Source organism: candidate division KSB1 bacterium (assembly GCA_034521575.1).
Lineage (GTDB): Bacteria > Zhuqueibacterota > Zhuqueibacteria > Residuimicrobiales > Krinioviventaceae > JAXHMJ01.
The window spans coordinates 961,795-977,583 of record JAXHMJ010000005.1; the positions used below are offsets into that span (position 1 = coordinate 961,795).

A 15,789-nucleotide genomic window follows, 5' to 3' on the forward strand; every position below is an offset into this window, starting at 1 on the left:
ATTGCGGGTATTGCAAAAGTCAACCCTATTCATAATCGCTCCTCCCGCTCAAATTCCGGATTTATTCCCCCTGGACGACCGCACAGCGTCGAAATATCACGCCCGGGCACAAGTTCAATCCGGTTATTGTATTGAGACATTTAATACTCTGTTTCTCAACGGGCTGCGTTTATTATTTTGATGCAGCAAGAGTCTTCTTTTTATCCAGAATATACGCCACCGCCTCTTTAATCCCGTTCACCACAATCGTATTCCCGTCCAGTTCCCGCCGATGTTTCTCGCCGTGTCCGGTCAGTACATAAATCCCGTCAGCGCCGGCATTGATGCCGAACTCTACATCGTGCGGATGATCGCCGATGGTCCAGGAACGCGACAGATCAATGCCGTAATCATCCGCCGCTTTCTGCAGAAAAAACGGTTTGGGTTTGATGCACTCACAGTTCTCAGAGCGGTCGTGCGGACACACATAAGTTTCTTGGAGCAGAATGCCGTGTTCTTCCAGATATCGAGTCACATGGGTATTGATACGCTCCACATCGGTCAGCGAAATCAGTCCTTTGCCTACCCCGGACTGATTGGTGACGATGAACAGGTCAAAGTACGGAAGCAGACACCGGAGCGCCGCAACCGTGTCCGGGAAGAATTCCACCTGTGCCGGGTCGTGCAGGAATCCATGATCCTCGATCAGTGTGCCGTCGCGGTCGAGAAAGACAGCGGGGCGAGCGCCCCTGACACGTGAATGAAATGAATTTAATTTTTTGCTATTTTCCATAGACTGGAATAGTTTAAAGGTTTAACCGTTTAACAGTTTAACGATTAAACGCTCAAACTGTTAACCCGTCAGCAAACATAAAAAGCTCTAAAACGTCCGGCAGATCTCCCCCCTGCACACTTTTCTATAAAAGAGGCACAGGCCGGACTTGATATATATACCAACCGCATTGAGATTAAAATAATGCAAATGCCTGTTTTTTTGTTTTCATATGAATGACATTTTAAATCCAGTCAAAGACTTGCTCTGTTTAGCTTTGATCCAAACCGGATATTGTTTAATTCTGCAATCCGGATATTTCCCGTTATCCGGTTTTAGAGCGCCGGCCTTTCAAATCATCTACGATTTCTTTTGCCCATGACCCGATCCTCTGCCAGTCGCGGTAATCTCCCAGCGGCGCATCGACTTTGTTCATCATCCATTTGTGAAAACCGGTGAGTTTCTCCGCATCCGCGTTGCCGTGAAACAGGGCAATATCGCGCGGCCCGATACGGTCGGCGACAGGCTGCAGTTTTTTCGGAAATTGCCAGTTTTGGGCCAGCTGCACCGGATCACCCTCGCCCGTAGGACCGCTGGAAAACAGCCACACCGGTTTATCTTTGAGAACATCCTCATTTGCTTTTAGAAATTTGGCCGCGCTTTTGCGCCAGCTGCCGATGTACGCGGCGCTGCCCAGCACCACCGCATCGCACACCGGCAGAGCCTCAACCTGTTTCACATCCCTAACCTCTGCATTTAAACCGGCCTGTTGCAGCACCTCGCCGATTTTTTCAGCAATTTCTTTTGTGGACCCATACTTTGTGGCATAGGCTACCAGAATCTTTGTCTTCATGCGCCTCTTCCTCAAGTTTTCAATCCGGATGGTTGATTACGACTGACAGTATATTTATGAAATTACAACATGAGATGCAAGAAAAAGTTCAACGATTCAACGGTTCGTCAGTTCAATATTTATTTATAATATGAACATCTTTTATCGTTCAATATACAATTCAAATTCACTCTGAAATTCAATGTTTCCAACGCGTTTTCCGATTGCTTCCGTTTGCTTTTTTCTGAATTAATAGATATCTTTATCAAACAAACAACTCAAAGGATTAAGCCATGCCTGTACGTCTTTATTTCCTCCTTTTTCTCATCTTTCTATCGTGTCAGACATCCGGAATCCAAACCGGCCCGCCCGTCAACATCATCTTCGACACCGACATGGGCTCGGACTGTGATGATGCCGGCGCCCTGGCGCTGCTGCATGCGTATGCGGATCAGAATAAAGCCGAAATCCTCGGCTGTGTGTACACCTCCGGCCGCGTCCCCTACGGCGCCGGTGTGGTGCAGGCCATCAACATTGCCTGCGGTCGACCCGCTGTTCCCGTGGGCGCGTATCACGGCACGGATGTGGGCGATCCGGTGGACAAAATGAGCGCGGAAAAACTGGCCAAAGACACAACCGCGTTCGGCAATACCCTGGATGACGGGCGGCCGAGCTGGGATCTGGCCACGGTGTATTTTGCAGTTGAGGGAACCGGCGCATTCCTGCAAAACAAGGGTTACGGCCGGCTCGAGTTCAACATCGACAAAGGCAGCCGCTGGCAGGCCGATCCAACCCACAGACAGCAGACCTATATCTCGCAAAAGCCGGATATCAGTACAAAATTTGCAGATAACCTGAACAGACTGATCGCAGATCAATCAAAAGGAGTCCCGCGATGAAATTGAATTCATATTTCAAAACAGGGTTATCAATCATAATGTTGTTGCTGGGAGTGGGATCGGTTTTCTCACAAAATCCCATCGTGCCCCCGGGTGTGTATATCGCCGATCCCAGCGCGCATGTGTGGCCGGACGGCAAGTTGTATATCTATGGCTCCCTGGACGAAAGTCCGGATGATTACTGCTCGCACCGGCATCACGTCATGGTGACCGGGGATTTAAAATCATGGGACATTCTGAAAAACCGCTTTGCCTCGGCGGGCGAAAATGACGAGGTGCCGTATAACGATTCGCGGCTGTACGCACCGGACTGCATGCATCACGACGGCACCTACTATCTGTACTATTGTCAGCCGGATCCGGACGCCGAGGGCGTGGCCACGTCGCCGGATCCCGCCGGACCGTTCAAAGACGGTCAGCCGATCGATACGCACGGTCACAATCAGATCGATCCATCGGTGTTTATTGATGACGACGGTCAGGCATACTATATGTGGGGACAGTTTACCCTGAAAATGGCCAAACTCGCGCCGAACATGAAAGAGCTGGACCCGGCCAGCGTACGCGACAGCGTGCTCACGGAATCCGGACACTATTTCCACGAAGGCGCCTACCTGGCCAAACGCAACGGCATATATTATATGGTGTACGCCGACTTGAGCCGCGCGGATATGCCCACCTGTATCGGATACGCCACCAGCCGCTTCCCCATGGGTCCCTATACCTACGGCGGGGTGATCGTGGACAATGATCAATGCAACCCGGGCAACTGGAACAATCACGGTTCTATTGCCGAATTCAAAGATCAATGGATTGTCTTTTATCACCGCTCCACGCACGGCTCAAAAATGATGCGCAAAGCCTGCGCCGAGCCGATCACATTCAATGCGGACGGCAGCATTCCGGAAGTTGAAATGACGTCGCAGGGCCTGGGCGAGCCGCTCCCCGCTGTCGAGCGCATTGACGCGGAACGCGCCTGCCTCCTGCAGGGCAATGTGCGCATCCGGCTGTTCGAGTCCGGCAATGAAGAACTGGGCGCCATTCAGCATGACGATAAAGCGGTGTTCAAGTATATCGATTTCGGCAGCGGCGTCAGCAAAGTGCATATCCGCGTGGCGCCGGGACACTGCGGCGGCACGCTGCAGCTGAAAGCGGATATGCCCTGGGGACCGATGCTGGCGTCTGTTCCCATTCCCCAAGCTGAGAGCCAAAAAACATGCACCACCCTGACGCATGATGTCAAATCCATATCCGGTGTGCACGCCTTGTGGCTGCAGTTTTACAGCGATGACGCCAATCCGGACTGGAATATGGCTGTCGACTGGCTGCGGTTTGAATCACACAAATAAACCTGAATGATTATCGCCGAAATATTGTTAAAACAATGAAACAGCAGAATCACAAGCAGGAGTTCCTATGAATTCGCTAAAAACAGTTTTTTCAGCATTATTTATTCTTTTTGTTTTTTTCAGCGGCATTATTCCGGCAGCCGCTCAGGAGATCACGCTGCCGGACGGATTCAAAGCCACAATATTTGCAGATAATGTGGGTCGTGCCCGGCAAATTATCGTCAATGACAACGGCGATGTCTATATTATGCTGCGCGAACCCAACAACGGCGGCGGTGTCGTGGCCTTGCGGGATGCGGACAAGGACGGACAGGCGGACGAGATCGAATATTTCGCGCCGTTCGCCGGCACCGGCATTGATATTTATCAGGGCTATCTGTATGTGGCGCCGGATACCGCCGTGTATCGTTACAAACTCACACCCGGCGAACTGCTCCCGCAATCGCAGCCCGAACCCGTGATTACCGGTCTGCAGGAGCAGCGCCAGCACGCCGCCAAGCCCATCACCTTTGACAAAGACGGTCATCTGTATCTGAACATCGGCGGTCCTTCGAACGCCTGTCAGGAGAGCATGCGTTCGCTGCACTCACCCGGACTTGATCCGTGTCCGCAGTTAAAAAAACACGCCGGCATCTGGCAGTTCGACGCAAACAAACTGAACCAGACTCTGGAAAACGACTCGGAACAGTACTGCACCGGCATCCGCCACTGTGTGGCTGTGGATTACAATCACAGCGCAGACAAACTGTACGCGGTCATGCACGGCCGCGATCAGCTGAACACCCTGTGGCCGCGCTATTACGATGACCAGGACAATGCGGAACTGCCGGCAGAAGAGTTTCTGCTCATCGAAAAAGGCGATGATTTCGGCTGGCCGTACTGTTATTATGACGGACGCCAGGACAAAAAAGTGCTGGCCCCGGAATACGGCGGCGACGGCGAGAAAATCGGGCGCTGCGCCGATGCCAAAGACCCGATCATGGCCTTTCCGGCGCACTGGGCGCCCAATGATCTGATCTTTTACACCGGCGATCAGTTTCCAAAAACGTACAAAAACGGCGCGTTCGTGGCCTTTCACGGCTCCTGGAACCGCGCCCCCAAACCGCAGCAGGGTTACAAGGTGGTGTTTGTGCCCTTTGACGGCGCCTACCCGGCCGGTGACTGGCAGGTGTTTGCCGATAATTTCGCGCGCACGGAAAAAATCATCAGCACCCGCGACGCTGAATATCGTCCCATGGGACTGGCCCAGGGCCCGGACGGCGAGCTGTACATCACCGACTCGCAAAAAGGCCGGGTGTGGAAGGTGACGTACAAAGAGTAGCGGGATATGTGTAAGTGCTATAAAGGTCTGTAGGGCTACAAAAGGGGCGGAAAGTGGGTACATGAATCCCCCTTACCCTCTGCCCCTACAGCCATCCCCAAAGAATTAAGAATTGCTATATTTTAGTGGACACTGGGTTAAATATCAAGTAGATCAAGATTATGTATCATACTTTACGCCAAATATCAAAGGTACTTTTCGGTTTATTTTTGACTTGGTATTTGATAAAGATTATGAGAATGCAAAATCTGTTGTATCCGGAAAATTCATTATTTATTAATCATCGGCAAAGGTGTAAGCAGACCCTTATTTATTATATATTTAAAGAGAGTTTAGACAGTACATACTGTAGTACGTACTGTCTGAGAATTATCAAATCCATGTAATAAATCCGTAGCCGTCCGATAAAAAAACAGCCTGTCCCGCCGGTTTTTTGCAAAAAGAGAACACCATCCTACCATTATCGTAGAACCCCATATCAAAATAAACCTTCCCCCTGCACATGAACTATAGCACAGCGCCCCGCCGCTAGCCGGTCAATTGTAAATCCCCTCCGGGGATTGTGTTTGTTTTGGATACCGCGTTCTACAATAGTGGAACCTCTACAAGGTTACGGTATTGGTTCTTACGAACAATAGCAGGACCCGACCGGACTCTGCACGGCAAATTCTGTTTTTGCAGTGAAGTATCCGTGCTATTTCACGAATCAGCGTTGCGGCAGAGCTGCGCATTTCGGGTTGGCTGCTCAACGAACCTGCTTTTCTTGATTGCATATCCTGCTCGGCATCGGCAATCATATAGACATTATAGCTTATTCTGAAAGCTGTTCGTCTATTTTTTGTCTGATATCCTGAAAGGCCCTGGATGCCGGTTTATAGTTACCCTTTTTTAAGCTTTTGCTGCTTGATGCCAATATTTTCAACAAGGCGAGACTTTCCTGCAATTATTCAAAAGAGTGAACATCCTGCAGAATAGCTTTTGCCTCTCCATTTTGAGTGATGATCATGGTCTTTTTATTATCAGTACATACTGTAGTACTGTCTGAGAGATATTCTAATGATTACATTTCGGCATGAATCCGACCGTCTATAACTCGGGTAAAAACGAAAATCATACTTGCAAAAAAAGGGTGAACCGATTGTACGACATAAGCACAAAATGTGTGTATAAATTGTTGTATTCGATTTTCATGTCAACAAGCTAACAAGCTTGAATTCGTTGTGACTCCTGGCTACTACGCTTAAACAACATGATAATAAGATTTTACAGAGCCATTTTATTAAAATAGTGCCTATGAATTGAACGCATGTACTATCAATTATTTTTTTCAAATCCAAATCAATCTATGATTATCAATTCGTTGCAACAGATATGGGCGCATGATCATATTGATTTTCCGATTTTGAAAACCTGGTACAGGATGCGGCTAAATACACATCATGTCGCATTCAGACGGTTTTAAACCTTATTTTTGCCTTGACACCTTCGTAGCTCTATTTACAATATTAACAATACCTTATTACCTTATTTCAATCCGAGCGGGATGGATATCCAAACCGATGCGATACCTGCCAAACTATGCTCACAATCGCGACCAGCACCCACCAGCCAAACCAACATCCTGAAAATCCCAAAATCCTGGCAATCCTGATTCAGACAATCTTTCCTGCTCTAAAATCCCGTTAATCCTGATCCTGATTCTGACAATATGTTCGGGCGGCTGACGCCGCCAACAGAAAAAACCAAAACGTAAAAAGGTAAAAAACCCAAAACCTAATCTCCGTCCTGAACGGGGCGGAAGCCCAGGACGTTGCGGCTACCGCCCGGGACGCTGACGTAGCGATAGGCAACCCGACAGTACCTGGCATCGTCGTTCCAGCCGCCGCCGCGACGCACGCGGTAGGAGCCCGAAGACGGTCCCGTCGGATTGGTCTGTGAAGACGAAGAATAATTGCCTTTCCAGTCCGCGCACCACTCCCACACATTGCCGCTCATATCGTACAAACCCAGCTCATTCGCGCGCTTGCCGCCAACCGGATGCGTGTGTCCGCCGGAATTGCCATCATACCAGGCCACGGCGTCGATGGTATTGCCGCCCGCGTAGGTATAACCGCGGCTCTGCGGACCGCCGCGCGCCGCGTACTCCCACTCCGCTTCCGTGGGCAGGCGGCCGCCGGCCCATTCGCAGAACGCCTTCGCCCCGTACCAGGTCACTCCGATCACCGGGTAATTGTCCTTGCCGCTTTCCACCACAAATTGTCCGCCGCCATAATCAATCTGGCAATACGAAGCATTCATGTCTATATATTCTGTGCCCGATGCACTGCCGTCCGATGATACACCCTGGTCATTCAAAAACGCCGCGTATTGCGCATTGGTGACCTCGTACTTGCTGATCTTGAAATCACTCAGCGTCACCGTATGTACCGGTTGTTCGTCACTGTACGCCTCACTGCTGTTGCTGCCCATCTGGAAACTGCCGCCCGGAACAGGGACCCATTCGATAGATATAGGAGACGACGATCCGGACTGGGTAACCGTAACAGTCCGGGAACTCACACCATCCCCGCTCACCGTCACCGTAGCGCTTCGACTACCCGTCGAAGAATTGGCGCTGGTGGCGGTCACCGTCACGGTAGCATCATCAGACCCGCTGCCCGGTGACACACTCAGCCACGAGGCATCATCGCTCACCGTCCAGTTCACATTGGATTCAATGTCAAAACCGGACTGGCTGTCCGAAGATGAGGACAGGCTCAGGCTGGTTGGGGAAACGGTCAGATACGCATCCGCGCCCGACTGGGTGACCGTGATCGTTTTTGATCCCACACCATCCCCGCTCACCGTCACCGTAGCGCTTCGACTGCCCGTCGATGGATTGGCGCTGGTCGCGGTCACCGTCACGGTAGCATCATCAGACCCGCTGCCCGGTGACACACTCAGCCACGAGGCATCATCGCTCACCGTCCAGCTCACATTGGATTCAATGTCAAAACCGGCCTGGCTATTCGAAGATGAGGACAGGCTCAGACTGGTTGTGGAAACGGTCAGATACGCATCCGCGCCCGACTGGGTGACCGTGATCGTTTTTGATCCCACGCCATCTCCGTTCACCGTCACCATCGCGCTGCGGCTCTCCGTTGATGGATTGTCGCTGGTGGCCGTCACTGTGACCGTACCATCGTCTGACCCGCTGCCCGGTGACACACTCAGCCACGAGGCATCATCGCTCACCGTCCAGCTCACATTGGATTCAATGCCAAAACCGGACTGGCTGTTCGAAGCAGAGGACAAACTCAGACTGGTGCGGGACACATTCAAATATTCAACCCCTACCTCAAACTGCCACACTTTTGACCACTCTCTCCAGGTCCCGCGGCTGTCTTTGGCGCGCACCCGCCAAAAATATTTCCCGTTGGCCAGAGAATCAGAAAGGGTATAATTGGTTTCAGTCTCCAATATTTTATCCACTATCGTACTGGAAAAATTTGCGCCGTCATCCAACTGCAATGCGTACTGCTGGGCGCCGGGACAGGCGTTCCAGGTCAATTGCGGGCTGTAACCAGCAGTCACTCCGTCTTCCGGTGTCACCAACTGGACCTTGAAGCGCTGCCAGGTGAGGTTCAACGTGCGGGTTTGCCCCTCGGACAGGCTAATACCGGTCTGCGAGGTTTGCGCCACGGTCAGGCCATTCGTGCGGCCGAGCAGCAGCACACTGTAACCGGACCCCGGGTCCAGTTCAATTTCTGCCGTGAATCGGCCGGACTCGTGCGGCAGGCTGCTGCTATAAACCGTATTGCCATCGCGTTTCACCGTGCAGTGGGTGGTCTCGATCTGCTTGAGGGATTTGGCCAAAGAGGTCTTTTGTGCACCCTGCACATTCAGCACCAACACGGACGGCTGGTCTTTGGGCTGGAAAATATCACAGCTCAGCGTCAGTAAACCAGCGATGAAAGGCGTTAAAATCAGGGTTCGCACTTTTAAAACACGATTCAATGAAAATCTATTGTACATAACAAGCTCTCGCTTTGAATAAGTTCAGTTATAAATTTAATCCGCGACCTCGTCCGAGATATGAAATTGCATCATGGTGGGGGATTCGTCCTGCTGCAGTTGCGTGCTATAGTAATAATATCCGCCGCCCACCGCTGCCAGTCCCAAAAGCCACCACACCCAGCCGGATTTCTTTGTCTGCAAGCGTGGTTCTTCCCACTGCGGGTAGGATTCGCGCGCAGTCGGTTGCCGCTCTTTAATCTCGATATCCCCCCGCAGCCGTTGTCCGGCCTTGACCGTGATTTGTCCGCTTTTGGGTTCATAACCGCTGCGGGTGATTTGATACTCAAACGTTCCGGTCGGCAATTGCGTAAAGGCGTGACTGCCCTCGGCTCGAAACGTCTGTCCGCTTTCGTGCACCAGCACAATAGACGCATCCGCCGGGGTAACCGTAATGTCCACGGCGCCGTATTGGGAACGCTCCTCGAGTGTGAGACGCACCAGAGCATGATTGCGGTCCACGTGCACCACGGTGTCTTTGGAGACATACCCCGACTGTGCAGCGGCAATCCGGTGCGTTCCGGGAACAAGCAAATGCTGAATATCCTCAGTGGCCTCACCGCCGTCAATGCGAATCATAGCGCCCTGCGGTTCGGTCAAAATGGTCACCGGAATCGGGTCTTCATCCCGGTCGCCGGTGATCTGAATCTGCCAGACCTGTTGACCCTTGAGCCGAATCCCGATTTCATGCAGAATGATACGTTTGGGTTTGTATCCCGTGTGCAAAATCTCCAGTACGCGTTCGTTGGCGGACAAGTACACCATATCCTTGTTTGGTTCGTCATCGACGCGCACCACACCGTTGTTCGAGGTATAGCGAAAGCCTTCCATATCTGTATGAAACAGGTTATCTATTGCAGCCCGCGAAACACACAAAAGATCACGAAAACAATTTTATTTCACGTGTTCCGCGGGCCACATTTTGGCAGCCGAACTTGATATCGGTTCGTTTTGTTTCGTTCGTTGCTTTATTTATAGTGAAAGATGAGGTTCTTTAAATTCTTTTCCCAGTTGTTCAATGTTGATGAATTGTATACGATGATTACTATAGCTGTGCAAATAAGATTCCTTGACAGCGGGACTGACAACGTAATTGTTTCCCTCGGGATAAAGCAATCGGAAGCGGGAAAAAGAATTTATATCAACGTGGTCGGGATTGATCTTGCATTCAATGGCGTGAATTCGGTTGGATTGGGGCAACACAAAATCGATCTCCCGGTTTGATTTATCCCGCCAGTAATAAATGCCTCGTCCCCTATCATAGGAGCGCAGGGTATCCAGGACAAGATGTTCCCATAATCCACCCCTGTCCCCGGCCCTGAGATTGTTCCATCCTCTCACAAATGCAACAAATCCAGTATCAAAAGCATAGCATTTGGGACGTCTTATGATCTCACGGCGACCTCCTCCGTAAAAGGGTCTCAGCAAAAAAATAGCGTGCGCAATGGTCAGAGTATCAATATAAGATTTTACAGTGGGACGGGTCAATTCACTGTGCTTGGCCAGGCTGGTATATTCCAACAATCCACCGCTTTGCAGAAAAATGAATTGTAAAAGTTTGATAAATCCGGTTCGGTTACGAATATTAAACATTTCCTGAACATCACGGGCATAAAAACTGTCCATCCACTCTGAATAAAAGGACAGATCAATGTTTTTATCCAACAAAGCTTCCGGAAGCCCACCGTGCAAAAGCCTATGATCAAAATCTTTGACCTGAAATTCCGAAACACTCTCTTGCCAAAGAACAGGAGGCAAATAAATATCTACCTTGCGACCGGTTAAACTGTCACGGAATTTTTGAGTGGCTGCCAGGGTGGAAGATCCTGTCGCTATTATTTTCAAATGCGGGTACTCGTCAGCTGCGATTTTTAACAACAGACTGGGATCTTCCAGACGATGTATTTCATCAAAAATAATGAATTTTTTATCAACGTGATCATAATAATATTCGGTATCCCTGAATTGTCTTGCAACGGATGGCAAATCGCAATTCAAATAATGGGCATCTTTAAACATTTTGATCAGTGTGGTCTTACCGACACGCCTGACACCAGACAACCAGACAATAGAGCGCCGTGTCAATGCCTGTTGAATCTTTGCAATCCAAAACGGTCGTATGATCATATAATAATCCTATTTTACATTAAGACGTCTAAATGTAAAATATTAATACCAATTAGTCAAGAAAAATCAGGGTTCCTTTTTCAGTATCTGCAATCTTATTTCCTGCAAACATAACAGGCGTTGAAATCGCTCTGCCCTGCACGGCAACATCACGTCTGTTGCACTTTTAAAACAGACATCATTTGGAGTTAAATACCCGATTTATTTCATAGATAATCCATCCCAGCCCGCGTCACATACCAAATATGGCAAGTGTCCTTTTTGGTGTGGTTTCGCGTTTTCCGCGGGCCACATATTAATTCCTTTGGCGCCCGAACCAGCCGGAATTTCATATCGGTTCGTCTTGTTCGTTGCTTCGTTTTTGATAGGATTAGATTCTCAGCATTCCCCTGTTCCTGTATCCACAAAATAAAAACGGTCACGGGTTAACCCGTGACCGTTTGCTGCTGGGGTGCAGGGATTCGAACCCCGATACCATGATCCAGAGTCATGTGTCCTGCCGTTGGACGACACCCCAATCAAGTCTGTTGTTGTTTCAGCTCCGGTATGACGTTTACAGCCGTTTCAATGCGTCGGATGACGGTATCTTTTCCCAGAACCGTCAGCATCTCAAACAAACCGGGCCCGACACCGACACCGGAGACCGCCAGCCGCACCGGATGAATAATCCGGCCGCTTCCGACCTCTTTTTCTTCCGCCAGCTCTCTCAACGTCTGTTCAATGGATTCGCTGTCGAAAGTCTTTAATTTAGAACATTTTTTGATAAATTCAAGTAATAATTCTTTAGAATCTGCTTTCCAGCGTTTTTTTACGACTTTGGGATCGTATTCCTGCGGGTCTTTAAAGAAATAAAAGGCATAGTGCGGGAACTCATGGCGAAAATGCAGACGGCTTTTCAACAGCTCCACGACTTGCACAAAATATTCATTCGAGTCTACGGACAATCCGGCCTGTTCACAGAGAGGTTTTAATTCCCCCGCGAGTTCATGACTGTCTTTTCGGCTTATATGCTGGGAATTCAGCCAGTCGAGTTTTTTCAGGTCGAAAATGGCCGCGCTTTTGTTGACACGTTCCAAAGAAAATTCCTGTGTCAATTCCTCTGGATTCATCACTTCGCGGTCATCACCCGGATTCCAGCCCAACAGCGCAATATAGTTAATCAAAGCCGTTTTTTCATAGCCGGTATTGATATAGGTCTGCACATCCGGATCGACCTTGCCGGACGGCAATTCGTCCAGTGTCTGAATATCGCGCTTGCTCATCTTGGTTCCGTCCGGATTAAAAATCAGGGGCAGATGCGCCATGTCCGGCATGTCCCATCCAAAGCATTCGTAAAGATAAATATGCTTGGGAACACTGCTCAGCCATTCCTCGCCGCGAATCACATGCGTGATTTGCATCAAATGATCATCCACCACATTTGCGAGATGATACGTGGGAAATCCGTCCGATTTGATGAGCACCTGATCATCAATATCTGAACTGTTGCGAGAAACCCGGCCGCGCACCAGATCATCAAACGCAAACTCACGATTATCCGGAATCAGCAGCCGGATCACATAGGGTTCTCCCAAATCAAGGAGTCTGGCGATTTCTTCTTTGGGAAGCGTCAGGCTGTTGCGCATATTCAGGCGCAGATCCGAGTCATATTTGGGCGGCGGATCACCGTTTTCCCGGGCTTTTTCGCGCACCGCTGCCAGTTCTTCCGGCGTATCAAAAGCGTAATAGGCCACGCCCTCGCGAACAAGCTGTTCGGCATATTTCCGGTAAAGGTCGAGTCTTTCTGACTGAAAATAAGGTCCGTATTCACCGCCCGTTTTTGGTCCTTCATCCGGTATCAGACCGGCCCATTCCAGCGCCTGAATCAGATTATCGGTTGCATCGCTGACAAACCGCTTGCGATCCGTATCTTCAATGCGCAGAACAAACGTTCCATTATTCTGACGGGCGAACAGGTAATTGTACAGAGCCGTACGCAGTCCGCCTATATGAACAAATCCGGTCGGACTGGGTGCAAAACGAACTCTGACAGACATACTCGACTCCTCACATAGCTTTTAACTGTTAAAACACGAAAAAAACCAACAGAAACAAAAAAGGCCGATTCCCATTGGTTTAAAAGCGGAGAGGCAGGGATTCGAACCCTGGGCAGGAAAAATTCCTGCAACGGCTTAGCAGGCCGCCCCATTCAGCCACTCTGGCACCTCTCCATATTTTTGGTAACTGCGGAGGGCGGGAGACTCGAACTCCCAAGGGCGCAAGCCCGGCGGTTTTCAAGACCGCTGCCTTACCAATTAGGTCTAGCCCTCCCTGGCAGATCATAATGTACAAAGAATTATAGTTTTAGTCAATATTTAATTAAATCCTGAGGAAGTTTTTTCCCGGCATCTGACGGATCAGGTTTTTCAACTCGAGAGACAACAGGACCGACAGAATTTCGTGCGTGGATATATTACAGTCTCGGGCAATGACATCAATATGCCGGGGTTCGTAATTCAATTGTTCATAAATTCTTTTTTCAATTCCGGACAATGGGATATCCTGCTGCTTGTGATGCGCGGACGGACTCAGACCTTTGAGTTCATCAAAAATATCATCAACGTTACGGACCAGCTTGGCGCCCTCCTGAATCAACAGATTGCAGCCTGCGCATTTTGGATTATTGATATGACCGGGCACTGCAAAAACTTCACGGTTTTGTTCCAGGGCATATTCAGCTGTAATCAACGCACCGCTTTTTACACCGCCTTCAATGACCAGGGTTCCCAGGGTCATACCCGCAATAATCCGGTTTCTTCTGGGAAAATTTGTGGCTTCCGGTTTGGAGCCCAGCGGGAACTCTGACAAGAGCGCTCCCTTTTCAACAATACGTTGGGCCGTCTTTTGGTTTTCCCGCGGGTATATGACATCGACACCGGAACCGAGCACAGCCACCGTACACCCGCCCTGATTGACTACCGTACGGTGAACAATGGTATCCACACCACGCGCCAGACCACTGACAATCGTCAAAGGTTCACGGACGATCTCCAATGTCAGATTTTCAGCTATTAATTGTCCATAACTGGTGGGTATCCTGGTCCCGACAACCGCGATTCCCTGCTGAATCAGACTTTTCGGTTCTCCCAGCACCCAAAGCAAAACCGGGGGCGACGCAATTCGCTTCAACAACGGCGGATAATGATCGTCCCATAAACTTTTCAAAAAAGCGCCGGTTTGCCTGAGCCGTTTCATCTGCTCCCGGGCAAACGCCTGATCACCTCCTTTACGGATATACCGCGCCAGGGTTGTATCAATGCCGTCAACCTGTGTTAATTGTCGATGAGGAGCGTTGAGCACATTGTCGGGATTACCGAAACGGGCCATTAATGCGCGTATGCGGGTAGAGCCGATGCGAGGAATGCTGCATAATCTTAATAAAGCCTCTGGATCAAACTTTGAAGGTGACATCATTCCCCCTTAGTGTTCATTAAGCACATCCCATAATGTATTCAACAATGCCTCCAGCCCGTCCCCGCTGACTGATGATATAGCAAGTGTTTTTTCATGTTTGAACAGGGCAAGATCGGTCTCAATTTGACCTGTGTTTTGTAAATCCGTTTTTGTAACAACCACAATTCGGGGCTTGCGGGCCAACTCTTTACTGTAGGACTGCAGTTCTTTCAGCAATGTCAAATAATCATATTCTATTTCTTTGGAACTGGAATCCAGCAGCAACGCCAGAACACGGGTACGTTCTATATGCCTTAGAAACTGATGTCCCAACCCTTTTCCTTTGTGTGCATCTTTAATCAATCCGGGTATATCGGTGACCACAAATGTCCGAAAATCATCGATTTTGACAATACCCAGGTTCGGAACCAGGGTGGTAAACGGATAATCCGCTATTTTTGGTTTTGCCGCGGAAATCCGGGACAGCAGTGTAGATTTTCCGGCATTGGGGAATCCCACCAGTCCGACATCTGCGATTAATTTCAGCTCGATGATTATATCTTTTTCTTCACCCGGCATGCCTTCTTCACTATGCCGGGGCGCCTGATTGGTGGAAGTTGCAAAACGGGCATTGCCGCGCCCGCCTTTACCTCCGCGCACCAGTACCACCTGCTGATCATCGCGAGTCAGGTCCGCCAGAACACGGCCGGACTCATCCCTGGCATAGGTGCCAATCGGAACGACGATCACACAAGACTCGCCGTTTTTGCCCGTCATCCTGGCTCCCTTGCCGTGCTCTCCGTTCCGGGCCGTATAGTTCTTTTTGTAACGAAAATCCAACAATGTATTCATATGGCGTGTGGCCTTGAGAATGATATCGCCTCCCTTGCCGCCATCTCCTCCTGCAGGCCCGCCTTTGGGTTCGTATTTTTCACGGCGAAACGCAACACAACCATGACCGCCGTCACCGGCCTTTACATGTATTTTCGCATAATCTATGAACATAGCAGGTCATTTTCAGAATG

Annotated in this window: 11 protein-coding genes and 3 tRNA genes; 3 read left to right on the top strand and 11 right to left on the bottom strand. The window is 49.8% G+C overall.

The window, feature by feature from the left end; all coding sequences use genetic code 11:
• Nucleotides 1-172: 172 nt before the first annotated feature.
• Both U5R06_17260 and U5R06_17265 read right to left on the bottom strand, forming a co-directional pair.
• A complete protein-coding gene (locus U5R06_17260) occupies nucleotides 173-772 on the bottom strand; it encodes an HAD-IIIA family hydrolase (protein MDZ7724496.1) in 600 nt (199 codons plus the stop codon).
• A 304-nt stretch (nucleotides 773-1,076) separates the two neighbouring features.
• A complete protein-coding gene (locus U5R06_17265; GenBank protein MDZ7724497.1) occupies nucleotides 1,077-1,604 on the bottom strand; it encodes a flavodoxin domain-containing protein in 528 nt (175 codons plus the stop codon).
• Between the two features lie 272 nt (nucleotides 1,605-1,876).
• On the opposite strand from U5R06_17265, the gene U5R06_17270 reads away from it, so the two are divergent.
• The 3 genes from U5R06_17270 (at nucleotide 1,877) to U5R06_17280 (ending at nucleotide 5,152) form a co-directional block, all read left to right on the top strand.
• Entirely contained in the window at nucleotides 1,877-2,482 is a 606-nt protein-coding gene (locus U5R06_17270) for a hypothetical protein (protein ID MDZ7724498.1), read from the top strand.
• Nucleotides 2,479-3,831, top strand: coding sequence for a family 43 glycosylhydrolase (locus U5R06_17275; protein ID MDZ7724499.1), 1,353 nt, complete (start codon nucleotides 2,479-2,481; stop codon nucleotides 3,829-3,831). Before U5R06_17270 ends, U5R06_17275 begins: the two co-directional genes overlap by 4 nt.
• Before the next feature lie 67 nt (nucleotides 3,832-3,898).
• Entirely contained in the window at nucleotides 3,899-5,152 is a 1,254-nt protein-coding gene (locus U5R06_17280; protein ID MDZ7724500.1) for a PQQ-dependent sugar dehydrogenase, read from the top strand.
• A 1,773-nt stretch (nucleotides 5,153-6,925) separates the two neighbouring features.
• Here the strand turns inward: U5R06_17280 and U5R06_17285 are convergent.
• The 9 genes from U5R06_17285 to obgE form a co-directional block, all read right to left on the bottom strand.
• Nucleotides 6,926-9,166: an SUMF1/EgtB/PvdO family nonheme iron enzyme gene (locus U5R06_17285; protein MDZ7724501.1), complete on the bottom strand. Its 2,241-nt coding sequence runs from the start codon at nucleotides 9,164-9,166 to the stop codon at nucleotides 6,926-6,928.
• A gap of 36 nt (nucleotides 9,167-9,202) precedes the next feature.
• Complete coding sequence (locus U5R06_17290; protein ID MDZ7724502.1) at nucleotides 9,203-10,081, bottom strand: carboxypeptidase-like regulatory domain-containing protein; 879 nt, start codon at nucleotides 10,079-10,081, stop codon at nucleotides 9,203-9,205.
• A gap of 96 nt (nucleotides 10,082-10,177) precedes the next feature.
• A complete protein-coding gene (locus U5R06_17295; protein ID MDZ7724503.1) occupies nucleotides 10,178-11,332 on the bottom strand; it encodes an ATP-binding protein in 1,155 nt (384 codons plus the stop codon).
• Between the two features lie 446 nt (nucleotides 11,333-11,778).
• Nucleotides 11,779-11,849: transfer RNA gene (locus U5R06_17300), tRNA-Gln, on the bottom strand.
• A 1-nt stretch (nucleotide 11,850) separates the two neighbouring features.
• Nucleotides 11,851-13,368, bottom strand: coding sequence for a glutamate--tRNA ligase (gltX, locus tag U5R06_17305; protein ID MDZ7724504.1), 1,518 nt, complete (start codon nucleotides 13,366-13,368; stop codon nucleotides 11,851-11,853).
• A gap of 86 nt (nucleotides 13,369-13,454) precedes the next feature.
• Nucleotides 13,455-13,542, bottom strand: a tRNA-Ser gene (locus U5R06_17310).
• A gap of 16 nt (nucleotides 13,543-13,558) precedes the next feature.
• Nucleotides 13,559-13,642 (bottom strand) — tRNA-Ser (locus tag U5R06_17315).
• 48 nt (nucleotides 13,643-13,690) lie between these two features.
• Nucleotides 13,691-14,785 carry a DNA-processing protein DprA gene (gene dprA, locus U5R06_17320; protein ID MDZ7724505.1) on the bottom strand — a complete coding sequence of 365 codons (1,095 nt, stop codon included), beginning with the start codon at nucleotides 14,783-14,785 and terminating at the stop codon, nucleotides 13,691-13,693.
• A 6-nt stretch (nucleotides 14,786-14,791) separates the two neighbouring features.
• Nucleotides 14,792-15,769, bottom strand: a complete 978-nt coding sequence (obgE, locus tag U5R06_17325; protein ID MDZ7724506.1) for a GTPase ObgE — start codon at nucleotides 15,767-15,769, stop codon at nucleotides 14,792-14,794.
• Nucleotides 15,770-15,789 lie beyond the last annotated feature (20 nt).